This window comes from Pseudomonas sp. FP1740, assembly GCF_030687165.1.
In the GTDB taxonomy this organism is placed as follows: Bacteria; Pseudomonadota; Gammaproteobacteria; order Pseudomonadales; family Pseudomonadaceae; genus Aquipseudomonas.
The window spans coordinates 2,308,783-2,331,889 of record NZ_CP117461.1 but is presented as its reverse complement, the minus strand read 5'-3'; the positions used below and the strand labels follow the sequence as shown (position 1 = coordinate 2,331,889).

General features: G+C 61.0%; 20 protein-coding genes. 7 read left to right on the top strand and 13 right to left on the bottom strand.

Going from position 1 to position 23,107, the window contains the following annotated elements; translation table 11 throughout:
• Positions 1–8: 8 nt before the first annotated feature.
• On the bottom strand, positions 9–2,291 hold the full coding sequence (locus PSH69_RS10475) for a heavy metal translocating P-type ATPase (RefSeq protein WP_305411921.1): 2,283 nt from the start codon (positions 2,289–2,291) through the stop codon (positions 9–11).
• Positions 2,292–2,583: 292 nt separating this feature from the next.
• Here PSH69_RS10475 and arcD point away from each other — a divergent pair, with 292 nt between their 5' ends.
• Both arcD and PSH69_RS10465 read left to right on the top strand, forming a co-directional pair.
• On the top strand, positions 2,584–4,077 hold the full coding sequence (arcD, locus tag PSH69_RS10470) for an arginine-ornithine antiporter (RefSeq protein ID WP_305411920.1): 1,494 nt from the start codon (positions 2,584–2,586) through the stop codon (positions 4,075–4,077).
• 85 nt (positions 4,078–4,162) lie between these two features.
• A complete protein-coding gene (locus PSH69_RS10465; RefSeq protein WP_019582052.1) occupies positions 4,163–4,705 on the top strand; it encodes an Hsp20/alpha crystallin family protein in 543 nt (180 codons plus the stop codon).
• Between the two features lie 93 nt (positions 4,706–4,798).
• On the opposite strand, the gene polX is transcribed toward PSH69_RS10465, so the two are convergent.
• Positions 4,799–6,583, bottom strand: coding sequence for a DNA polymerase/3'-5' exonuclease PolX (polX, locus tag PSH69_RS10460; RefSeq protein WP_305411919.1), 1,785 nt, complete (start codon positions 6,581–6,583; stop codon positions 4,799–4,801).
• Between the two features lie 291 nt (positions 6,584–6,874).
• Here polX and PSH69_RS10455 point away from each other — a divergent pair, with 291 nt between their 5' ends.
• A complete protein-coding gene (locus PSH69_RS10455; protein WP_305411918.1) occupies positions 6,875–8,242 on the top strand; it encodes an erythromycin esterase family protein in 1,368 nt (455 codons plus the stop codon).
• 34 nt (positions 8,243–8,276) lie between these two features.
• Here PSH69_RS10455 and PSH69_RS10450 read toward each other — a convergent pair whose 3' ends face one another.
• Complete coding sequence (locus tag PSH69_RS10450) at positions 8,277–8,927, bottom strand: dienelactone hydrolase family protein (protein WP_305411917.1); 651 nt, start codon at positions 8,925–8,927, stop codon at positions 8,277–8,279.
• Complete coding sequence (locus tag PSH69_RS10445; RefSeq protein ID WP_370695255.1) at positions 8,920–9,624, bottom strand: phosphoribosyltransferase; 705 nt, start codon at positions 9,622–9,624, stop codon at positions 8,920–8,922. The genes PSH69_RS10450 and PSH69_RS10445 overlap by 8 nt, the downstream gene beginning before the upstream one ends.
• Before the next feature lie 289 nt (positions 9,625–9,913).
• Between PSH69_RS10445 and PSH69_RS10440 the strand changes: the two genes are divergently transcribed.
• Positions 9,914–10,480, top strand: a complete 567-nt coding sequence (locus PSH69_RS10440; protein WP_305411915.1) for a phosphoribosyltransferase family protein — start codon at positions 9,914–9,916, stop codon at positions 10,478–10,480.
• A 35-nt stretch (positions 10,481–10,515) separates the two neighbouring features.
• Here the strand turns inward: PSH69_RS10440 and PSH69_RS10435 are convergent, their stop codons facing one another.
• Entirely contained in the window at positions 10,516–11,070 is a 555-nt protein-coding gene (locus tag PSH69_RS10435) for a Spy/CpxP family protein refolding chaperone (protein ID WP_305412812.1), read from the bottom strand.
• A gap of 194 nt (positions 11,071–11,264) precedes the next feature.
• Positions 11,265–11,825, bottom strand: coding sequence for a nitroreductase (locus tag PSH69_RS10430; protein ID WP_305411914.1), 561 nt, complete (start codon positions 11,823–11,825; stop codon positions 11,265–11,267).
• A gap of 219 nt (positions 11,826–12,044) precedes the next feature.
• Here PSH69_RS10430 and PSH69_RS10425 point away from each other — a divergent pair, with 219 nt between their 5' ends.
• From PSH69_RS10425 to PSH69_RS10415, 3 genes are read left to right on the top strand one after another with little or no spacing between them, the layout of a single operon-like run.
• Positions 12,045–12,902 carry a polysaccharide deacetylase family protein gene (locus PSH69_RS10425; protein WP_305411913.1) on the top strand — a complete coding sequence of 286 codons (858 nt, stop codon included), beginning with the start codon at positions 12,045–12,047 and terminating at the stop codon, positions 12,900–12,902.
• Complete coding sequence (locus PSH69_RS10420) at positions 12,899–14,170, top strand: putative glycoside hydrolase (RefSeq protein WP_305411912.1); 1,272 nt, start codon at positions 12,899–12,901, stop codon at positions 14,168–14,170. Before PSH69_RS10425 ends, PSH69_RS10420 begins: the two co-directional genes overlap by 4 nt.
• The gene (locus PSH69_RS10415; RefSeq protein WP_305411911.1) at positions 14,122–16,500 is read left to right on the top strand and encodes an exo-beta-N-acetylmuramidase NamZ domain-containing protein; all 2,379 of its coding nucleotides are present in this window, start codon (positions 14,122–14,124) and stop codon (positions 16,498–16,500) included. Before PSH69_RS10420 ends, PSH69_RS10415 begins: the two co-directional genes overlap by 49 nt.
• A 14-nt stretch (positions 16,501–16,514) precedes the next feature.
• Here PSH69_RS10415 and PSH69_RS10410 read toward each other — a convergent pair whose 3' ends face one another.
• From PSH69_RS10410 to PSH69_RS10380, 7 genes are all read right to left on the bottom strand, one after another.
• Positions 16,515–16,793, bottom strand: a complete 279-nt coding sequence (locus PSH69_RS10410) for an acyl carrier protein (protein WP_111453736.1) — start codon at positions 16,791–16,793, stop codon at positions 16,515–16,517.
• A 10-nt stretch (positions 16,794–16,803) separates the two neighbouring features.
• Positions 16,804–17,922 carry a dihydrolipoamide acetyltransferase family protein gene (locus tag PSH69_RS10405; protein WP_305411910.1) on the bottom strand — a complete coding sequence of 373 codons (1,119 nt, stop codon included), beginning with the start codon at positions 17,920–17,922 and terminating at the stop codon, positions 16,804–16,806.
• A gap of 46 nt (positions 17,923–17,968) precedes the next feature.
• Complete coding sequence (locus PSH69_RS10400) at positions 17,969–18,955, bottom strand: alpha-ketoacid dehydrogenase subunit beta (protein ID WP_305411909.1); 987 nt, start codon at positions 18,953–18,955, stop codon at positions 17,969–17,971.
• Positions 18,952–19,935: a pyruvate dehydrogenase (acetyl-transferring) E1 component subunit alpha gene (gene pdhA, locus PSH69_RS10395; RefSeq protein WP_305411908.1), complete on the bottom strand. Its 984-nt coding sequence runs from the start codon at positions 19,933–19,935 to the stop codon at positions 18,952–18,954. The genes PSH69_RS10400 and pdhA overlap by 4 nt, the downstream gene beginning before the upstream one ends.
• On the bottom strand, positions 19,932–21,695 hold the full coding sequence (gene acsA, locus PSH69_RS10390; protein WP_305411907.1) for an acetate--CoA ligase: 1,764 nt from the start codon (positions 21,693–21,695) through the stop codon (positions 19,932–19,934). The genes pdhA and acsA overlap by 4 nt, the downstream gene beginning before the upstream one ends.
• A gap of 72 nt (positions 21,696–21,767) precedes the next feature.
• Positions 21,768–22,652: a universal stress protein gene (locus tag PSH69_RS10385; RefSeq protein WP_305411906.1), complete on the bottom strand. Its 885-nt coding sequence runs from the start codon at positions 22,650–22,652 to the stop codon at positions 21,768–21,770.
• Positions 22,653–22,827: 175 nt separating this feature from the next.
• Positions 22,828–23,061 carry a hypothetical protein gene (locus tag PSH69_RS10380; RefSeq protein ID WP_305411905.1) on the bottom strand — a complete coding sequence of 78 codons (234 nt, stop codon included), beginning with the start codon at positions 23,059–23,061 and terminating at the stop codon, positions 22,828–22,830.
• Positions 23,062–23,107 lie beyond the last annotated feature (46 nt).

Genomic DNA, 23,107 nt, shown 5'->3' with positions numbered 1-23,107 from the left:
ACGGCTTTTCAGCGCTTATCAAGGTAACGAAACAACTCTTCCTCCTGATCGAAGTGCAGCCGTACGAGGGTATCCAGGCGGATCAACTGATGCTGGATCTCATCGACAGAAGCTGTTGCAGGGTCGGCACTGAAATCCGTGCTCATGCGCGCCAGCAAATGGATCAGGCGAAAAATCTCGCGGTGGACGTGGCTCATCGCCGACATGGGGTCCTCGCCGGGCAGGCTTTGCGTCAACAGCGGGTACAGGGTGTTTTCATCGTCCCGTTCATGGCGGGCCAGTGATTCCTGCAGGCTTTTTACCAGCGCCAGCAAGTCGCTCTGCGCTTGCTCGAGTGGGCGCTGGGCGAAGTCGCTTGCCAGTTGGTGCAGATCGCTGAGGACCGAAGCGAGCTGGTCGTGTTCGTCTTGCAGGTGATCGATATGCTCGGCGGCCAGCTTGCGTTGGCGCAAACCCGGTAACGGCCCCAATGCACGCAAGGCATTGAAGATGATCACCACGTCGATACCCTCCTGCACCACGGCACCGACCAGCGGCGGCAAGTAGCCGAAGGCGGCTACCCCCATGGCCAGCACCGACATGCCCATGCCGGCCAATACACCTTGACGGGCGATGTGGCGAGTCTGACGGGCGATGTCCAGCGCCTCGACCAGACGGTCCAGACGATCCACCAACAGCACCACACCCGCCGCTTGCGCGGACGCCGTGGCACCGCTCGCCCCCATGGCCACCCCGACATTAGCCGCCGCCAGGGCGGGGGCATCGTTGATGCCATCACCGACCATCAGTGTGCTGGCGTGCTGGCAGGCATCCTGTACCGCACGCACCTTGTCCCCAGGACTCAACCCGGCGCGCAACTCATCGATCCCGGCCGACAATGCAATCATCTCGGCGGTTTCCACGCGATCGCCCGTGAGCATGACGATCCGCTCGATGCCTCTGTTGCGCAGTCGGCGCAGGGTCAACGGGGTTTCCCGACGCAGCTTGTCGGAGAAGATCAGCAGGCCCGCGAGTGCCCCATCCACTTCAACGAAGCTGCCGCTGCACGCCAGGTAATCCATGCGACGCAGCATGGTGGCGGCCCAGTCGCCAACCGGCGATTCATTCTGAACAAAGGATAACGTGCCGAAACGCACCCGCAGACCATCGATCAACCCGCAAAGACCGGAGCCCGGACTTTCCTCGACCGCCTGCGGCACGCTGAGCGCCAATCCACGCTGACAGGCCGCCTCGACAATGGCCTGGGAGATGGGGTGCGTCGAGGCCTGTGCCAGCGAAGCGGCCAGGCCCAGCAGACGCTGCGGATCGAGCGCTCCGTTGGTCTCGATCGATTGCAGACGGGCGTGGCCGCTGGTCAACGTGCCGGTCTTGTCGAGAAACACTTGCTTGACCTCGGCCAGCGCTTCCAGGGTGACGCCGTCCTTGATCAGGATCCCGCGTCGCGCTGCCCTGGAAATACCTGACATGATCGAAATCGGCACGGCCAGGATCAACGGGCAAGGCGTGGCCACCACCATAACCGCCAGCGCGCGCAACGAGTCGCCACTCAGGTACCAGGCGAGGCCGGCAATCAGCAATGTCAGCGGTATGAAGAACAACGCGTAACGGTCGGCCAAACGTACAAAAGGCGCGCGCGATCGCCGTGCGGCTTCGGCCAGGCGCACCACCCCGGCATAGGTGCTCTGCGCTGCGGTTCGAGTGGCTGTCAGCAGCATTGGCGTACCGACATTGGTCACCCCGCTGGGCAATAGCTCTCCTTCCAGGCGGGTGACCGGCAATGACTCGCCGGTGAGCGCCGACTCGTCGAGAATCGCCGTGGGGCTGAGTAGACGGCCATCGACCGGTACCACTTCCCCCAGGCGCACAAGCAGCGTCTGATGCGGTTGGATCTGCTCGACCGGAATCTGTCGTAAATTGCCGTTCTCCTGCAGCCAGGCAACGCGTGGCGCCCGGTCAACCAGCGCACGCAGTTCGCGTTCGGCGCGTTGTTGGGTGAAGAACTCCAGGATGCGCCCCGACGCCAGCATCAAGGCAATCACCGCCGCCACCAGCGTCTGCTGAAAAAACAACGCGGCGGCAATCGACAGCAGGGCTATCAGGTCCACACCCGCCTCGCGCCGGGCCAGGCGCCTGACAATCTCGACGAGCAGCACCAGGGCCATCACCAGACTGCCCGCGGCCCAGCAAATCGAGGCCCAGTCAGACTTGTGAGCAAGCTGCGCAATGCCCCCGGCCAGCAGGGTCAGGGTGGTGAGCAGCAATAAAACCGGGTCCAGCCACTTACTGAACATCGATGTGGGTTCCTCAAGAAACGCTGCGCAGCCCTCGTTGTACAAATGCCTGCGGCTCATCGCCGTCATGGGTTGAGCTTAGGTCTGGAATGCCCGGCATGTTCGCTGCGCGCTATCAATTGAAGCCTCGCCTGGCGTTAGCGCAATGGCCGCTGCGGGACAAAATCGCTGTGTGCTTTCTTTCTGATTTAAATCAAACAGCCAGGGGCCGTTCACGTAGACATTTAGAGTCAGCGTTCACACCGCCGTGTCTGCGGTCAGCGCTCATTCTTTCGTTTCGTGGAGGCCTGACATGGCGACTCATCTGCACGGCACGCAACCGATTCTCCCGCCGACTGCCCCCCAACCCCTGGCCGGCAGTTGGCGACAACTGGAGCCTAAGCGCCTGTCCCTGAGCCTGCTGACGGCTCTGGTGATCGGCTCGATGATCGGCAGCGGCATTTTCAGCCTGCCGCAAAACATGGCCGCCAGTGCGGGTGCCGGTGCCATCCTTATTGGCTGGCTGATCACCGGAGTCGGCATGCTGTCGCTGGCACTGGTCTATCAAACCTTGTCCAGCCGTCAGCCGACTCTGGACAACGGCGTGTTTGCCTATGCCCGGGCGTTGGGCGGTGAGTTCCTCGGCTTCAACTCCGCCTGGGGCTATTGGATCAGCGCCTGGGTCGGCAACGTCAGTTACATGGTGATTCTGTTTTCCGCGCTGAGTTTTTTCTTCCCGCTGTTTGGCGAAGGCAACAACAAGGCGGCGATTGCCGGGGCGTCCGTGGTGCTCTGGTCATTGCACTGGATGATCCTGCGGGGCATGCGCACCGCGGCCAAAGCCAACGCCCTGACCACACTGGCCAAAGTCGTGCCCTTGCTGCTGTTTATCGGGTTGGTGATCGCGGCCTTCCAGCGTAAAACCTTCATGGTCGACTTCTGGGGTTCTCCCGCACTGGGCAGCACGCTGGATCAGGTCAAAAGCACCATGCTGGTGACCGTCTGGGTGTTCATCGGGATCGAGGGTGCCAACGTGTTTTCCGCCCGTGCGGCCGAACGCGTCAATGTCGGCCGTGCCACCGTTATCGGTTTCGTCATTACCTTGTTGCTGCTGATTGCGGTGTCCCTGTTGTCGCTGGGCATTCTCGGGCAACCGGAGCTGGCGACCCTGAAAAACCCTTCGATGGCGGGCGTACTTGAGGCAGTTGTCGGGCCGTGGGGCGCGATGCTGATCAGCATCGGTTTGATCATTTCAGTCGGTGGCGCCCTGCTCGCCTGGACGCTGCTGGCAGCCGAATCGATATTCACCCCCGCCAAGGAAAAGGTCATGCCGGGCACGCTCGCCATGGAGAGCACCCGTGGCGTACCGGCCAATGCGCTGTGGATCACCAACGGCTGCATACAACTGTTCCTGCTGCTGACGCTGTACTCGAGCGCCACTTACCTGACCCTGATTTCCCTGGCCACTTCGATGATTCTGCTGCCGTACCTGTTCAGCGGTTTGTACGCATTGAAACTGACCTGGCAGGGCCAGACCTACGCCGGCCACCGAGGCCTGCAACTGCGCGACATGGTCATTGCCTCGGTCGCCACACTGTATTGCCTGTGGTTGCTGTATGCCGCCGGGCCTAAATACATGTTGCTCAGCGCTTTGCTCTACGCCCCCGGCTCGTTGATTTACCTGGGCACCCTGAAGGCTCGTCAGGGACAAGCGCTCAACGGCCCCGAGACGGGACTGTTGATCATTATCTGGGTGGCGGCCGCCATCGCCGGCTGGATGTTGTGGTCCGGAGCACTGGCCTTGTAAGGGCGAGTGCCGGGTTGTTGTTTTGTCGTGGTGGGCCGAAACCAATGCTCGCGGCTCACCTTATTCGCCAAGAGGAGAAAAGAAAATGAGCAACTCCGTGAAGAAAGTACCCGTTCATACCGAAGCGAAAACCGCTCCGCGCCCAAAGACAACTGAACTGATGCGCCCCTTCGAAAAGCTTCGGCAACAGGTCGACCATCTGTTCGAAGACTTCAGTCTTGGCTCGGGGTTGTCGCTGTTCAACCGTGGACTGTTCGATGTCGCCCCCCTGTGGGACCGGGAGTTGATCGGTCAGAGCATGCCTGCGGTAGACATCGTCGAGAAAGATAAAAGCTTCGAAATCACTGCCGAACTTCCCGGCATGGATCAGAAGGACATCGAGATCAAACTGTCCAATGGCAGCCTGATCATCAAAGGGGAAAAGCAAGAAACGAAGGAAGAAAAAAAGAAAGGCTACCATCTCAGCGAACGTAGCTATGGCTCCTTCGAACGGATGTTCAACCTGCCCAAAGAGGTGGATGCCGATAAGATCGAAGCCAGTTACAGCAAAGGCGTACTGAGCATCTCGTTGCCGAAAAAGCCTGAAGCCCTGAAGGCTGACAAGGTCGTGCAGATCAAAGGCAACTGAGTCCCGGGCCTGCCCCTTGTCGGGAAACCGACAAGGGGTTTTTTATGGGTACCAGACACCCTCGCCCTTCATCTCCTGAACGTTGTGGGGCTCTTAATGACCAACCAATGCCTTGAGCTCGGTCAGCGAGCGGGTATTGATCACGTTGTGTTTTTCCAGCCAGCCGCGGCGTGCCTGAGCGACGCCATAACGCAAGTTGGCGAAATCAGCAGTGCGGTGTGCATCCGAATTGACGCTGATCAGCACACCTTCATCCTTGGCGTACTGGCACTGCAGGTCGAACAGATCCATGCGTTGCGGTTGCGCGTTGAGTTCCAGGCAGCAACCACGCTGAGCGGCAGCCTTGATGATTGCCGGCAGGTCCAGGTTCAGAGGATCGCGTTCGTTGATCAGGCGACACAGGGGGTGGGCCAGGATGGTGAAGTAGCGATGGTCCATGGCCCTGAGAAGGCGTTGGGTCTGTTGACGCAGCGTCAGGCCGAAATGACTGTGGACGGCGCCCACCACCAGATCCAGGCGTCCCAGAATCTCGTCGGGTAAATCCAGGTGGCCGTCTTCGAGAATGTCCACCTCGATACCCTTGAGCAACGTCATGCCCTGCAAGCGACTGTTAAGCGCATCGATTTGGTCGATCTGCTTCAACAATTGCTCGACACCCAGCCCATGGGCCACCCTGAGAGACTGTGAATGGTCGGTAATCGCCAGGTATTCCAGCCCGGCCCCCCGGGCCGCCAACGCCATCTCTTCCAGGCTGCTGCCTCCATCCGAAGCGCGGGTATGCGCATGAAGGTCGCCTTTGAGGTCGGTCAGCTCAATCAGCCCAGGCAAATGGCCGGCCAACGCCGCAGCGACTTCGCCACGGTCTTCGCGCAGTTCCGGCGTGATCCACGGCAAGCCCAATGCCTGATAGACCGAAACCTCGGTGGTGCTGGCCAGGCGATTTTTGGCCCGGAACACGCCATATTCATTGAGCTTGAGCCCCAGCTTCTGAGCCCTCTGACGAATCGCGATGTTATGTGCCTTGCTACCGGTGAAATACACCAGTGCAGCGCCATACACCGCCGGCTCGACGACACGCACATCCACTTGCATGCCTGAGTTCAGCATGACGCTTGCACGCGTGTGCCCCTTGACCAGTACGGTGGAAATGTCCGGATGGCTGATGAACTGCGTGGTGACATCCACCGAGGGCGCTGCCGCCACCAGAATATCGATGTCGCCGACGGTGTCGCGCATGCGTCGCAGGCTTCCGGCAGTGGTTGCTTGCTCGACTCCCGGCATCTGCCGCAGGTATTCGGTCAGTCTGCGCGCCATCGGCTCAACCAAAGCCAACGGCAAACGACGATCCTTTCCGATCCCCTTCTGCGCGGCACTCAACAGCCGCGCTTCCATCCGCTCACCGAAGCCGGGCAAATGGCGAATGCGACCCTGTTGAGCGGCCAGACAGAGTTGCTGCGCAGTTTCGATACCCAGGTCGTGATAAAGGTTTTTGACGCGCCTGGGCCCCAACCCGGCAATGGAAAGCAGCCCGACCAGCCCGGGCGGCAATGTCGAACGCAAGCGTTGGCGTAGCGAGCAATCACCGGTGGTCACGATTTCATTGATCTTGCCGGCAAGATCAACCCCGATCCCGGTCAGTTTGGGTAGCGGCTCGCCACGAGCGAGGGTTTTCGCCACGTCAAATGTCAGCGCCCTCAGGGTCCGTGCTGCATTGCGGTAAGCCCGGATCCGGAAGGGATTGGCGTCCTCGATGTCCAGCAGATCAGCGATTTCATCAAAAACCGCAGCGATATGATCGTTGTCGACCACCTGACTGCCGCTGGTCGGGGGCGGCAAGGCCGACGAAGGTGCCTGGAAAGGCGCGACAGCGTGCTTCATGGCATGACTCCCATCGCACAGGCTTGATGAAATCAGCATTACCGATCCAGCCTTCCCGGCATTGATATAGGTCAGACAGCAACCGGACATTCATCGGCCCCTTCGTGCACCGACTATTGATAAAACTCAAATGCTCGACTGCATTCAGGCGTAGGAATGATTGAAGAGGCGGTACAGGCCCGCGACGTCGAATGGATCGAAAACAACCCCGTGCGAGCCCTGCCCTGACAGTCGACGTGATGCCGCGCCGCATCGCACGTCGGGCAATCCACCCTTATGGGGATGACGTTCATGAACACACCTTCCCAAAACATGCTGAACCAGCTGTATGGCACGCATACCCACATTGACGAAGCCTCCATCGTCCCGCTCTTGCGCCAATACGCCGAACCCCTGCCGGAACTGAATTCACCGGCCTTTGGCGAAATGTTCGACCGCTTCGCCGATGCGCGCGTGGTGATGATCGGTGAAGCCAGCCATGGCACCAGTGACTTCTATCGGACCCGGGCGGCGATTACCCAACGGCTGATCGAGCAACACGGATTCAATATCGTGGCCGTTGAAGCAGACTGGCCGGACGCGGGCCATGTAGACCGCTATGTCCGGGGGCTGGCGCGCTCGGCCTGGACGCGGCACATTTTCAGCCGGTTCCCGACCTGGATGTGGCGCAACACCGATGTGAGAGCGTTCACCCATTGGCTGCATCAGTACAACCACCAACACGCGCCTGAACAGCGCGTCGAGTTTCGCGGTCTGGACGTTTACAGTTTGCGCAATTCCATCCATGAGGTACTGAGCTATCTGGACCGTGTCGACCCGCAACTGGCACACGAAGCACGGCGTCGCTATGGCTGTTTGACCCCGTGGCAGGATGATCCTGCGCTGTACGGCCACTTCGTCGAACGCGACGGCATAATGCCCTGCGAGCATGCGGTGGTCGAACAGCTCAATGCCATGCTGGCCGAGCAACTGGCCGGGGATATCAAGGACGATGAAGCGTTCTTCGATGCGACCCAGAACGCCCGGGTCATCCTGGCGGCGGAACAATATTACCGAGCGATATATCGAGGTTCGACGGCCTCCTGGAACCTGCGCGACAGGCACATGTTCGACACGTTACGTGCGTTGCTCGAACACCGCGGTCCGCAAGCCAAGGCCGTGGTGTGGGCGCACAACTCCCATATCGGCAATGCGGCCGCGACAGAGATGGGTTGGAAAGGTCAGTTCAATATCGGTCAACTGTGCCGCAATGCCTATGGGCGCGATGTGGTTCTGATCGGCATGAGCACCGACCGTGGCCAGGTGGCCGCGGCCGACGACTGGGATTGCGAGATGCTCATCAAGGACATCCGGCCGTCCCGGCCAGACAGTTGGGAGCGCAAGTTCCTCGACGCCGGCGTCCCGGCTTCATTGACCGACTGGCGGGATCCACAGCGAAAAGAGCTGCGCCGGGCCCTGTCCAAACCGCTGCTGGAGCGGGCCATCGGTGTGATTTATCGACCCGCCAGCGAGCGCAGCAGCCACTACTTCGAGTCAGTGCTGACCGAACAATTCGACGCCATGGTCTGGATTGAACAGACGCAACCGGTAACAGCGTTGCCCCTGCCGAAAAGCCAGGCGCTGGAACCGGAAGACGAAACCTTTCCATTCGGTATATGACAGGCATCGGACGGTGGTCGTCTGCGTGGGATGACTACCGTCGCAAATACTGCTCGAACCAGTCGCCGGCCAGTCTGGCGACTTCTTCGAGGGTTCCTGCTTCCTCAAAAAGATGTGTCGCGCCCGCCACCACTTCCAGCCGCTGTTCGCACTGCAGGGCGCGACTGCTTTGCACATTGAGATTGAGCACCACCGGATCCAGCTCACCGACAATCTGCAAGGTCGGCGCCTTCACGCGGGACAGCGCCTCACCCGCAAGATCGGTCCGCCCTCCCCGGCTCACCACCGCATGCACCACGTCCGCCCGCTCGGCCGCTGCCAACAGTGCCGCCGCAGCACCGGTGCTTGCGCCGAACAATCCGATCGGTAGCGGTTGCAGTTCGGCGTCCCGACCAATCCAGTCGATCACCTTCACCAGTCGGTTGGACAGCAGCGCAATATTGAAACGCAATTCCCGGGTCTGGTTATCCAGGTATTGCTCTGGCTCCGTGAGCAGATCGAACAGCAACGTGCCCAACCCCCGCTGAGCCAGAGACAGTGCAACTTGTTGATTACGCGGGCTTGAACGACCACTGCCGCTGCCATGAACGAACACCACCAGGCCGCCAGCGTGCACTGGCAGACGCAGGTCGGCAGACAGCTCCACGTTCCCCAGGTCCAGCTTTCGATAGCGAAGCTCAAACATCGGAGTTCTCCTGACCGGAAGCACTCGTACCGGATTCTCTGCGCCAGGCCCGATGCAAAAGATCGATGACTTCTTCATCCGATGTCTGGGAAAAATTCAAATACCAATTGCCGATCGACATCAGCCATTCGGGAGTGAGCGGGCAGATCACCTCATCAACTTCGCTAAACAGCGCCTCTACCGTCTCCGGTGGCGCCACCGGCACGGCGACGACAATACGCGACGGTGCTTGCAGGCGCGCCGCCTGGACCGCTGCCATCATCGAGGCCCCGGTCGCCAGGCCATCGTCAACCAGAATCACCACCTGATCCTTGAGTGCCAAGGGGGCACGCGAGCCCCGGTACAGGCGCTCGCGACGCAACAGCTCCTGGGTTTCCCGTGCCACCACGTTATCGAGCGTGCGCTGATCGATACGGTTCGCCCGCAGCGTATCGTCATTGACGATCTGGATGCCGCCACTGGCAATCGCGCCCATGGCGAACTCCTGATGGAATGGCACCCCGAGCTTGCGGACCAGCATCAGGTCCAGGCGAACCTCCAGGGCCGTGGCAATTTCATAGGCAACCGGCACGCCACCACGGGGCAAGGCGAGAACGATGACATCGGGTCGATGAGCGTATTTGAGCAACGGCTCCACCAGCCTTCGACCGGCATCAACCCGGTCACGCAGGAGGGTTTGCGTTGAGGGACTATGAATCACTTGAAAACCTCCCCAGGCGATCACACCTGTCGGTTCGTATCACACGGCCTTGACCTCTCCACGTCCTTGCGGGTTCAAGCATCAGTTTTCATTAAAAGTCCTCCGCTGGAGTCTCCTTGTCGTTGATTTTTATCAAGCTCGCGCGCAAGGCCAACCCTGTCCGCGCAAGGGACCGGGCATTTCATTTCGCCGTTGTTGATCAATATCAATCAGGCTGGGGCCCAATGGATTACGTTGCCAATAGTGGACGGCGCCGCCCCGCAGCGGCGCGCTATGGGAGACTGTCATGCCGACCTTGTTTGCGAGCCCGCGATTGCGCCTGTACGACAGCGATGAACTCGATTCGGTGCTGCAGGCAATGGCGCGCCAGGCAGCGGCACTGTTGCCGCCCACTCAAACGGCACTGATTGGCATCCAGCGCCGCGGCGAACCTCTGGCGCAGCGTCTACAACAGCATCTGTCACGTCAGACCGGCCAGCCGGAACTGCCGCTCTACCCCTTGAAGGTCAAGCGCTATGCCGATGACCTCAAAGTGCTGCATGCCCACACCGAACTGACCGAAAACCCGCTGCTGGGCGAGCTGGACCTTGCCAGCACCACCCTGCTCGTTGTCGACGATGTGCTGTTTGAAGGCCATTCGCTCCTGCGTACCTGCGCGTATCTGGCGCAACTCGGTGCTCGTCGGGTCTACACGGCCGTATTGGTCGACCGGCACGTCTGCCAGCAACCGATCCATGCCGATATCGTCGGCGTGCATCTGCAAGTGGCCGCCACTGACATCGTCGAATGCAACGTGCCCCCTTACGAAAGGGAGTTCTGTATTGAGGTCTGGCGGCATGGCGCCGCGCGATGACGGCGCAACATGCGTAATCGAACAGTGAGTACCGCTTACTGTTTACTTTTTTCGTCCTGGTCGCCTTCCATCATTCGTGGTCTGAACATGTGCATCGGCATCTGCCAACGGTCATTGCCGTAGAGCCGGTGATGCACCACCGTCCAGAACAGATCGAAAATGGTTTTCTGCTCGGCATCCAAAACCTCGTAGAAGGTTTTGGTACGCACCAGCGCAGCATCCAGGTGTTCCAGATGCGCCTCCATCCACTTGGTTTGTGCGCGCAAACGCTCTATCTCTCTGGCCATTCTTTCGGGGGTCGTTTCATCCATCGGCGCCTTCTTCGTGCTCGCCATTTCATCACGCGCGGCCTTGGCCTTTTCCTGATGCTGATTGGCGTCCGCCATGACCCCCGTGGCCCATGTATCCCAGGCAGCCATTTGCTCCGGCTTGAGATTGAGCTTGCCCTTGAGATCGTCCAGGGTCTGTTGCGTGTATTTGACCCAATCGAAATCCTGAAAACGATGATACATGCCACCACTTTGCGCAGCAGACGTCGGCGGGTTGGCGAAGACGCTGGTAGATGACGCCAGCAACACGCTTGCCGCCATCAACATGCATTGGCCGATCAGGCTTGATCTGTTCATTTCAGTTCATCTCGATACCGTGGGTTGATTCGAGAATAGGAGTCGGCCTGGGGGTGTATCTGATCCACATCAGAAAACAGGCAGACCGCCGGGCAAGTGGATAAATGGTCGAGCTGCCCCGTAAGAAGAGCTGCCAGCAATCGTTATCCACGGTGCTGTCACCCAATCCAGCGGATCACGGGTTCATTCCGGGGCACGGGCGCGGGCGCAGATTTCGGGTGACCCACGATGATCGGTGCCACTGGCGTCCACTCGGTGGGAAGGCCAAGTGCATGCTTTCCTTGCGCAGTACCGAGAAAACCCTGGGCAAAACCGATCCAGCAACTACCCAGCCCTTCGGCGTACGCCGCGAGCATCAGGTTCTCGGCAGCCAGCGCGCAGTCTTCGACGACCCACTGACCCGGCGCGGTTCCCGAAATCAGGATGAGTACCGGCGCGTGGTAGAAGATTTGATAGTTTTCATCATCGAGCAACGTATGGAAGTGCTCGGGCTGGGCCTCTGCGGGTGTTGTCGCCAACAGGTGAGCCTTCGCTTCGCGTGAGACCCGATCCAGCAGGCGCTGGTCGCGTATGACGGTAAATGTCCACGGTTGTTGGTTCATCGCGCTGGGCGCCTGCGCAGCGGCACTGATCAAACGACGAATGACGTCTTCATCAACCGCTTCTGTCGTGTACTCCCGCGTCGAGCGACGGCCCGAGATCGCCTTATCGATGTTCATGGGGGGCATACCTCAAAAGAGTGTCATATCCTTTATAAAGTCATCCGCCCACGAGGGCTTGCTGTTGATCTAAATCAAATCAAGACAGAACCGGCCTCCCGTTTTGTCTGATGACTCCCCCCTCGGAGCGGACCACATTGCGCGAAATTGATCTGCATCAGATAGACGATAACCGCTCAATGCACACTGCAAGCGTCTGGCTCGCGCAGGAGCGCTGACATGGGCGGGAAAATCATGGCGTGTATCGGTGGCAGCGCCGCGTTGCGGCTGCTGATCCGCGTCATGCTGACAGGCGTCTGCGCACTGGCCTGGAGCGCGGACGGCGCCACACAGAACGTCGCACAGAGCGTCGAGCCACGCGTCACGATCCTCGTTTACCACCGTTTTTCGGACACGGCGGACGACTCGATGACCGTGCGCATGAGCACCTTCGAAACTCAGTTGCGCGTCCTACGCGAGCACGGTTATCACATTGTGTCGCTGCGTGAGGTGGTCGACTGGCTGCGCAATCCCGATGCGACATTAGCGTCGAAGCCGGTGGCGATCACCGTCGACGACGGGCATCGTTCGGTCTTCGACAAACTGCTGCCCGTCATCCAGCGCGAACGCTTTCCGGTGACCCTGTTTATCTATCCATCGGCCATCTCCAACGCGTCCTATGCGCTGACCTGGGAGCAGTTGCGAACCCTGAAGCAGACCGGCCTCATCGACATCCAGTCGCATACGTACTGGCATCCCAATTTCAACGTCGAGCGCAGGCACCGCACGCCGGCGGATTTCCAGCAATTCGTCCGAACCCAACTGCAAAAATCACGTCAACGCATCGAGTCGCAAACCGGTGCGCAGCAGGTCGACATGCTCGCGTGGCCGTTCGGTATCTATGACGACGAGTTGATCGCACTCGCCTCCGACGAGGGTTACGCAGTGGCCTTCACTCTAGACGCGCGCAAGGCCGACCGGCACGCGCGACTGCTCGCCCTGCCGCGCTTTCTGATGAGTGATGCCTACGGCGCACACGCGTTCGCGCAGTTGCTCGGTGAACCGGACACTCAGCCGACCGCGGGGAACCCGCGATGACCTTCATCCGCGCATTGAGGCGCTCTGCGATCCCGGCGCTATTCGTCGTCACGGCCCTGCTGAGCGGGCGAAGCGCACTGGCCGTCACCGGTGTCGTGCTTGACTCGAGTACGCAGGACCCGCTCGCCGACGCAATCATCACGACCTCGGCCGGTGTGATGCGTACCGACGAAAACGGGCGGTTCGAGACGGCCGAGGCGGTCGAGAGTGTCGCCGCCCGCGCCCCTGGGTATTTGCGCACCGAGGCCAAAGTGAGCGACGAAACGCCCGTGACGCTCGCCCTGACCCCGTTTCGCCCCAAAGCGGTCTATCTGTCGGTGTTCGGTGTGACCAGTTCGACCCTGCGCAACAACGCTGTCAGCCTTGCTGAAAACACCGAGATCAATGCATTGGTGATCGACGTCAAGGGTGACCGTGGCCTGACGCCCTATCGCAGTGCGGCGCGCGAGGCGATCGGCGCAACGGCCCACTTGACCACACGGGCACCTCAGATGCGCGACTTTCCGGCGCTGCTTGCCAAGCTGCGCGCGCAACACCCGTACCTGATCGCGCGCATCGTGGTGTTCAAGGACGATCCATTGGCCAGTGCGCATCCAGAGTGGAGCGTGCACACCGCTGACGGCCAGCCGTGGCGGGATCTCGAAAAACTGCAATGGATGGATCCGTTTTCGCACGAGGTCTGGCAGCACAATCTCGATGTCGCCGAGGAGGCCGCGCAGATGGGTTTCGACGAGATCCAGTTCGACTATGTGCGTTTTCCCGACAAGAGCGGGCTACGCTTTGCTCTCCCCAACAACCGCGCCAACCGGACTGCGGCGATCATCGGCTTTCTGCAGGCCGCACGCGCACGGCTCGCCCCCTACAATGTATTCGTCTCCGCGGACATCTTCGGCTACGTCTGCTGGAACCTCGACGATACGGCGATCGGCCAGCAAATCGAACTGCTGGGCGCGGAGCTCGACTACATTTCGCCAATGTTGTACCCGTCCAGTTTCACATGGGGGCTGCCGGGCTTTACCAACCCGACAGCCGACCCCGGCCAGATTGTCAGGCGTACCCTGGCGGAGGCGATGAAGCGCACCCACCTGCCGGGCGTGCGCTTTCGTCCCTGGTTGCAGGGCTTTCGCGACTACGCCTTCGATCGTCGGCCGTTTGACGCCGAAGCGATCAGCGCACAGGTGAACGCCGCCGACGCAGCCGGCACCGATGGATGGATGTTATGGAACCCACGCAATCACTACGAGGCCGCCGATTTGCCACAGCGCTGAAGCGCTGGGCGATGCTGCTTGGCCTGGCGATGGCGGCGCACATTGCATGCGCCGCCGATCTCGATGCGACGACGCGCCTGCAAGTCGCACAGATCGTCGAGGGCCAGATCGCCGCCGGACGCGTTCCGGGAGCCGTTGTCCTGATCGGTGACGCCACAAAGGTGTTCTATCGTCAGGCCTTTGGACAACGCACGACGACGCCCCCCCGCGAACCGATGACGCCGGACACCGAGTTCGATCTGGCATCGTTGACCAAGGTCATCGCGACCACCACGGCCATCCTGCAACTGGCCGAAACGGGCCGCCTCAACCTGGACGCACCCGTTGCCCGGTATTGGCCGGCCTTTGGGGCGCAGCGCAAAGAGGCAGTGAAGGTGCGTGACCTGCTGGCGCACACGTCCGGGCTGCGCCCAGATTTGCCTGGGAGGCCACCCGTTGCGGGCCGCAAAGGTGTGTTGAACGCCATCGCGGCGCAGCGGCTGCGCAACGCGCCGGGTGCCCAAGTCATTTACAGTGACCTGAATTTCGTGGTGCTCGGCGAGCTGGTCGAACGCATCACCCACAGCTCGCTCGACGCCTATTGCCAGGCTCACATCTTCGGGCCGCTGGGCATGCGCGACACGGTTTTTCTGCCCGATACCCTGCGAGCGACACGCAGCGCACCGACACTCGCCACCAAGGCTGGCACGCTCCGGGGGCACGTACACGATCCGACGGCACAATGGATGGGCGGCGTCTCCGGCAACGCCGGGCTGTTTTCCACGGCGGACGACCTTGCGCGTTTCGCGCAGATGGTGCTGAACCAGGGGCGCGCCGGCAACCGACAGATCCTGCGGCCGGCGAGTATCTCCGCCCTGGCGAGCGCCGTTTCACCGCTCGACAGCGTGCCGTGGCGCGGCCTCGGCTGGGAACTGGCCGCACCGTTCGTATCGAACCATGATCGTCTGCCGCCGATTGGCGTCATCGGCCATACCGGATACACCGGCACGGGGCTGTGGATTGATCTGGTGACCCGCCAATTCATGGTCATCCTGAGCAACCGCGTGTATCCCGATGACAGCGGTGACGCTCGCCCGCTTCGTGCGCAATTGCTTGCACTGATGGCCAGTCGCGGGGCACCTGCAAGCGGCGCGCAAATCGGCCGGTTGCTGCCCTCAGCGGTGCCGGCACTGCGGGCCGCCGATCGCCTGCCCACCTCGACGGGCCCGGTGCAGACAGGCATTGACGTGCTTGAGGCACAGCAATTTGCCCCGCTCGCCGGCCTGCGCGTGGGCTTGATCACCAATCGCAGCGGATTCGACGCCAAAGGCCGACGCACCGTCGACGTCCTCGCCCATGCGCCAGGCGTCAGACTGGTGGCGCTGTTTTCGCCCGAGCATGGGCTGAACATCGACGTGGACGAACGAGTCGGCGACACCCGCGACCCGGCGACGGGCCTCACCGTGCACAGTCTCTACGGCGCAACGCAGCGCTTCCCGGCCGGTTCGCTCAAAGGGCTGGATGCGCTGATCTTCGATATTCAGGACGCCGGCGTGCGCTTCTTCACCTATGAGACGACACTCGGCTACGCACTCGAAGCCGCCGCGGCGCAAGGCATTGCGCTGTTCGTGCTGGACCGGCCCGACCCGCTCGGCGCACAACGTTTCGGCGGCCCGGTGATGGACAGTCGCCGTGAATCGTTTACCGGCTATTTCCCAGCACCGCTGCAGCCCGGCATGACCGTCGGTGAGCTGGCGAGTCTATTCAATCGCAACAAGCACATTGGTGCGGATCTGCGCGTTGTGCCGATGCAGGGATACCGGCGCACGATGACCTTTGCCGACACCGGGTTGGGATGGGTGCCGCTCTCGCCAAACCTGCGCACACTCTCCCAGCTGGACCTGTACCCGGATATCGGTTTGCTCGAAGGGGCGAATCTGAGTGTGGGGCGCGGCACACCGCACCCGTTCGAGTGGGTCGGCGCGCCGTGGATCGACGCGACCCGGCTCGCAACCGCGCTGAATGCGTTTGACGTCGGCGCGCATTTCGAGCCGGTCGACTTCGTCCCCACCGAATCAAACTGGCACGGTCGGCTCTGTCATGGTGTGAGCATCACCCGCCTTTCAATGCCTGCGCAACGCCCTGTAGCCAGCCTTGGACTGACCCTGCTCGCCACCTTGCACACGCTCTATCCCCACATACTCGACCTGGCGGCGACCCGTGATTCGATCGGCTCGCAAAGCGTGTGGCAGGCGATTCGCGATGGCGCGACACCTGACGCGGCGCAAGCGCTCGACGCGGTGCCACTTGCGCGCTTCGCGCGGCTACGGCAGGAGAACTTGCTGTATTGACCTGCCCGGCAGCGTCATCGACTACCTATTGATGGCGCCTGTCCGCCGGTTTTTTCCTTTTGCATCAGATACGCGACGAGCTTGTCCAGGGTGTCCACCTGTTGGTAATCGACTTCAGGAATGACCACCCCCAGGCTCCGATTCAGGGCCTCGATGAGGCGAAGCCAATCCATGGAGTCCAGATCAACCTCCTCGCGTAGCGGGCGGTCACCGGGTAATTGCTCGGGGTCGACTTCAGGAGCGATGCTCTTCAACGCGTTCAACACCTGATTGCGTACCGATAGCGGGTCCATGGGCTCACCCTCACAAATTCTCTGGGTTTTGTAACAAACGACGGACTTCCCCCAGGAAGCGTGCGCCGTAGTGACCATCGCTGACCCGATGATCGGCTGACAAGCTGCTGACGACGGTGGACATCACACACAACTGGCCATCCTTGACCCAGGGCCGCTCGCCGATACGGCCAAAACCGACCAAGGCAACCTGGGGTGGGTAGATCACCCCCAGTACGCTGTCTACGCCCTGATCGCCGAGCTGGGTGACCGTGATGCCGGCGCCACCCAGTTCGGAGCTGCGCAGAGAACCGCTGCGGGCGCGCTCCACCAGGCTGGACAGTTCACGCATCAGATCGGTCAAGGACGTGTCGGCCACATGCCGCAGAACCGGGGCGACCAACCCGCCCTGGCGTAAGGCGATTGCCACGCCAAGGTCTGTATCGGCTGCCGGTTTAAAGCCGTTGTCCTGCCAGGAACCGTTGAGTTGTGGATAGTCGCGCAAGGCCAACGCCACCGCTTTGAGCAGCAAGACACCGGGTAACAGGCGCTCCGGCAATGGGCTTTGCGCGTTGTGTGCCTGTAGCCAGACCATGGCCTTATCGAGGGCGATGGTTTCGCTCAGGTAGTAATGGGGAATCTCGCGTTTTGAACGACTCATCGCCGCCGCGATCGTGTGACGCATGGCCTGGTTGCGGTCGGGTTCCGGCGCCACACGGGCGGCTGTTTCGACATTTTCCAGGGTCACCACGCCGTGTGGACCATGGCCCTGCAAGTGACTGGCATCGAGCCCCAATTCGGCCGCGCGCTTGCGTGCCGCGGGAGAAATCTTCGGCCGCCGCGCAGAAAGGTTTTCCGCCTCACGCGGCACTGGCGCGGGCGTCGCTGTCCGTCGCGCGCTCTGCGGACTTTCACCCGGTTCCAGCAACTGCGCGATGACGGTACCGACAGGCACCTTGGCGCCGACATCGATCAGCAGTTGCAATACCGTGCCATCGTGCCAGCACTCTACGTCGATAGCGGCCTTGGCCGTATCGACGACGGCAATCACCTGACCACGCTTGACCGCATCGCCGGGATGGACTTTCCATTCCAGCAACGTGCCTTCATCCATATCGGCTCCCAGCGATGGCAGTTTGAATTCGATCACGCTTGCCCCTCCTGGCCCGCTACCCGGACGCGGTATCTGCCTGCCATCACGTTGCAGTCCCCTCGCACAGCTCGTGCGCGGCGGCGACGATGGTCGACACTTGAGGCAGCGCGGCCTCTTCAAGATGCCGGGGATAAGGTATCGGCACTTCGGCGCTGCACACCCGCGCTGGCGGTGCGTCCAGTTCGAAAAAGCCCTGCTCGACAATCCGCGTGATGATTTCCGCCGCCAGGCTGCCGCTGCGCCAGCCTTCATCGATGACGAGGGCACGACGGGTTTTGCAGACCGACGTCATGATTGTGCTGTCATCCAGAGGGCGCAGAACCCGCAGGTCGATGACTTCACAATCAATGCCCTCCCCGGCCAGTTGCTCAGCCGCCGTCAGGGCTTTGCCGAGGGTGCCGCCATACGCAATCAGGGTCAGGTCGTTGCCGACTCGACGGACCTTGGCGGCACTGATGTCCAGAGCCTTCCAGTCGCCGGTATCGCCTTCCATGTTGTAGAGCTGGGCGTGTTCGAAAATCAGCACCGGGTCCGGATCCAGCAGCGCAGGCCAAAGCATGCCGCGTGCATCCTCGACGGTCGCCGGGGCGAGAATTTTCAGCCCGGGGATATGCGCATACCAGCCTTCGAGGCTGTGAGAGTGTTGCGCCGCAAGCTGACGTCCCGCGCCCGTCGCCATGCGTACCACCAGAGGAACCGAGAATTGTCCGCCGGACATATGCCGCAGGGCAGCAGCGGTGTTCATCAGAGGATCGAGGGCTAGCAGGCTGAAGTTCACGGTCATGATTTCTACAATCGGCCGCATGCCCCCCAGCGCCGCCCCGATACCGGCCCCCACGAAGCCCAATTCGGACAACGGCGCATCTCGAATGCGTTCCGGGCCGAATGCTTCAAGCAGCCCCAAAGAGACGGCATAGCTGCCACCGTAACGACCGACGTCTTCGCCCATCAGAAATACCCGAGGGTCCCGTTGCAACGCTTCACGCAGTGCCTCGCGCAACGCATCGCGGTAGGTCATGCGAGTGCTCATGGCGCGGCCCTCGGGGTGTAGACATCGCGAGACAGATCCTCCAGCGGTTCCAGGCTGGCGCTTTCGGCATAAGCGATGGCGGCCTCCACTTCAGCGTCCACCTGGGCCAGGATCGCCAGAAAACCGGGTTCGTCCAACAGGCCTTCGGCCTTGAGCCGGGCACTGTAGGTGTGAATCGGCCCACGGGTCTTCCACTGCTCCACCTCGGCCTTGTCACGATACAGCTGCGGGTCGAACATCGAGTGGGCGCGAAACCGATAGGTACGAAACTCCAGGAAAAAAGGCCCGCGCCCTTGCCGGATGTGTTCAACCGCCTCACGGGTGGCTTCGTACACCGCGACCACATCCATGCCATCGACAGACCGGGTCTGGACCTTGTAGGCCGAAGCTTTGGCGCACAGGTCGGTTTGCGACTGCGAACGCTCCAGGGCCGTGCCCATGGCATAGAGGTTGTTCTCGCAGCAAAACAGCATCGGCAACTGCCACAAGGCGGCCAGGTTGATCGACTCGTGAAATGCTCCCTCGGCCATGGCACCTTCACCAAAAAAGCACGCGGAGAGCCGTGATCCACCCTGCATACGCTCGGCCAGCGCCAGGCCGACGGTGAGTGGCAAGCCGCCGGCGACGATGGCATTGCCGCCGAAGAAACGTGTCCCGGCATCGAACAAGTGCATCGAACCGCCACGCCCTCGCGAGCAGCCTTCCTGGCGCCCGTACATCTCGGCCATGATGGTCTTCATGGGCACTCCCTTGATCAGGGCATGGCCATGTTCGCGATACGTTGCGACCACTGCATCGTCGGCTGCCAGTGCATGCAAAGCGCCGACCGCCACCGCTTCTTCACCGATGTACAGGTGCAGGAAGCCACGGATCTTGCCCTCCCCGTACAGCTCGCCGGCGCGCTCCTCAAGGCGACGGATACGCACCATGTCCCGCAGCAAATCGAGAGCAAAGTCCTTGGGCAACGATTGAAGACTCATGACGGATTCTCCAGGCTGGAAGTATCGCCCTCCGGCAACCCCAGTTCCCGAGCCTTGAGCAGGCGTCGCATGAGCTTTCCGCTGCGGGTATGCGGCAGTGCCTGGATGAATGCCAGTTCCTTTGGCGCGACCACGGCACCGAGACGCTTGCGTCCATGGCCCAGCAACTCATCGTGCAGGGTCGGGCTGGCGGTGAATCCGCTCTTGAGCGAAACAAACGCCTTCACGGTTTCACCCAGCAGAGGATCGGGCTTGCCAATCACGGCGGCCTCGGCCACCGCCGGATGTTCCATCAGTGAGCTTTCCACCTCGAACGGGCCGATCAGGTGCCCGGCCGACTTGATGACATCGTCGCCGCGACTTACGAACCAGAAATAACCGTCGGCATCGCGACGCACCAGATCGCCACTGAGGTACCACTCGCCGACAAAACTCTGTCGATAACGCGCCTCTTGCCCCAGATAAGTACGGAACATGGCGGGCCACGGTCGTTTCAGAGCCAGTTCACCGACTTCATTTGCCTCGAGAAACACCAGCGAACCGTCCGCCTTGCGCTCGACGATGGCCGCCTCGACACCGGGCAACGGTTTGCCCATGGAGCCCGGTTTAATGGCCATCGAGACCGTGTTGGCAATCATGATTCCGCCGGTTTCGGTCTGCCACCAGTTGTCGTGGATCGGCAGCCCCAACACCTCTTTGCCCCACCAGACAGCCTCGGGATTGAGCGGCTCGCCGACACTGGCAATAAACCGCAGGCAGGGAAAGTGATGGCGGCGCGCCAAGGCGTCACCGGCTTTCATCAAGAGGCGAATGGCCGTCGGTGCCGTGTACCAGACCGTCACCTGTTGCTCTTCGAGAATCCTATACCAGCGTTCGGCATCGAATTCGTTGCCCTCGACCACGCTGGTCACCCCCATCAGCAGCGGCGCGAAAATTCCGTATGAAGTCCCCGTGACCCAGCCCGGATCGGCGCTGCACCAGTAAATATCTTCAGGGTGTAAATCCAGGGCGTATTTGGCGGTGACCCGGTGCGTCAGCGCGGCGCCGTGCACATGCAACACGCCTTTGGGGGTGCCGGTCGTGCCGCTGGTGAAGTGTAAAAGTGCTGGGCTGTCGACCGTTGTCCGGGCGATGTCAAAATCGTCAGCGGCTTCGGCCAGCAATCGATGCACACTGAGGGTGCCCGCCACAGCGTTCGTATCCCCACCCTCGGCGTCATATAGCAGTACATGCTTGAGTGCCGGCAAATGCTCACGAACCGCCGCGATCTTGCGTCGATAAAGAGTTTCGCTGGTCAACAGCACGCTGCCTTCACCAAGACGCATCCGGGTTTCGATGGGCTCGGGGCCGAACGCGCAGAATAACGGCGAAACCACGCAACCGAGCTTCAAGCCACCGAGCACGCCCAGATACAGCTCCAGCCCTTGGCCACAGAGCACAAACAAGCGTTCACCGGGGGCCACGCCCAATGTTTTCAGCACATTGGCAAAGCGATTAGTCAGCGTGCTCAGTTGCCCGTAGCTGATGTCGCGGTGCCCGCCATGGCGATCGAGAATGCGCAACGCCGTATGTTCGCGCTCCCCTCCCATCGCATGCCGATCCACCGCCTCATAGGCAAGGTTCATGCCGCCCCCTGGCAATCCGGCCAATTCGAGCGCCTCCACCTGCCATGAAAAGGCTGCGCGGGCTTGCTCGCTGTCCAGCCAATTGGGCTTTGTCGGCAAACGGGTGAGTTTCTTTTTGATCATCGGCAAATGCATGGGCTTCACCTCAACGGCTGTTCATCACAACCCGTCACCCTGGGGGGTGATCAACCGTGAACGGGGCCGTCCCTAGACCGCCAGGACGCTGCATGGCACCTGATACAGAATATGTTCGGTCGTACTACCCACCAGTTTGTTCAATCCATGGGACTGGACTCTGCCCATCACGATCACGTCCACCTGATTTTCCTCGGCAAACTCACTCAGCGCCGAGACCGGGTGCCCCAGAATGAAATGCCGGCGGTCAGAGGCCACACCGTACCGACCGGCCAGCGCCAGGAACGATTTCTCCAGTTCCCTGCGCAACTGCTTGGTCAGCTGCGACAGTGTCAGGCCGCCGCCGCCCATATCGCCCAGATAGTCTGTCGTGTCGCAGGCATACAGCAGGTGCAACTCGGCATTGCACTGCAGCGCAAGGCCATTGGCCTGCTGGATGATCCGGTCATTCAACTCTTTGTCGGTATCGGTACCCGAAGCGTCAACGGCGGCCACGATCTTGTGCGGCAAGGTATGGCCACTGCCGCCCATCAGATAGACCGGCACTGGACAGTCGCGCAGCAAGTGCCAATCCAGCGGGGTGAAGAACGCGCGCTTGAGCGCCGATTCATGCTGAACCTCCTTGATCAACAGGTCGGGCTGCATTTCCGTGACGTGATCCAGAATGTCCTGCTGCAGGTCATCGGCCCAGGCCACTTCTGCCGTCACCTCGATCCCCAGGCCACGGATATTTTTTGCCTGATACTTCAACCAGTCGCGGTGGTCCTGCAGGTAGGTCTCCCGCGCCGTTTCCCGCACGCCCTCTTCAAGCAGCGACAGAATATCCAACGACTTTATCAAGGCAGCGATATGCAAACGTGCCCCGCTGGCCTTGGCCAGGGCCGCCGCATGTTGTATCGCAGGAGACTGGCGCAGGGCCGGGTTGATGATCAATAACAACCGTTGATACTGGCTCATGATCTGACTCCAGGCAGGTGGGCTTCAACGCGCCATGGCCTGTTGCGAGGGCGCGGTCATTGCGCCCTCGCTGGACCAGGCACCAGCGTCAACCCAGACTCCTCCGTTGGAATCGCTTTGGCGTTGATATAAATCAAATACCTTCGCCGGGCAGGCTAGCGGCAGCAGCCCTCCATCATGAGTCGCTCTTGTTCATGGTTTTCAACCATTCCTGGTGGGCTTGACGGTATTTGTCATCCGCCAGTTTTTTCGCTGCAGAAAATCGTTGTATCGTCTGGGTCGAAACAGGCTCGCTCAACAACGCATAGGCTTGTTTGCTCAGTCGGTCGGCTTCGGAAAAGAGCGCTGCGCAACGATTGATTGATTCAGAACAGGCGGCAGATTTTGTCGTTGAATCATTGGCGATCATGGTCGTACTCCTCCCGCAAGTACCTGTAAACGATCCCGACCTACTG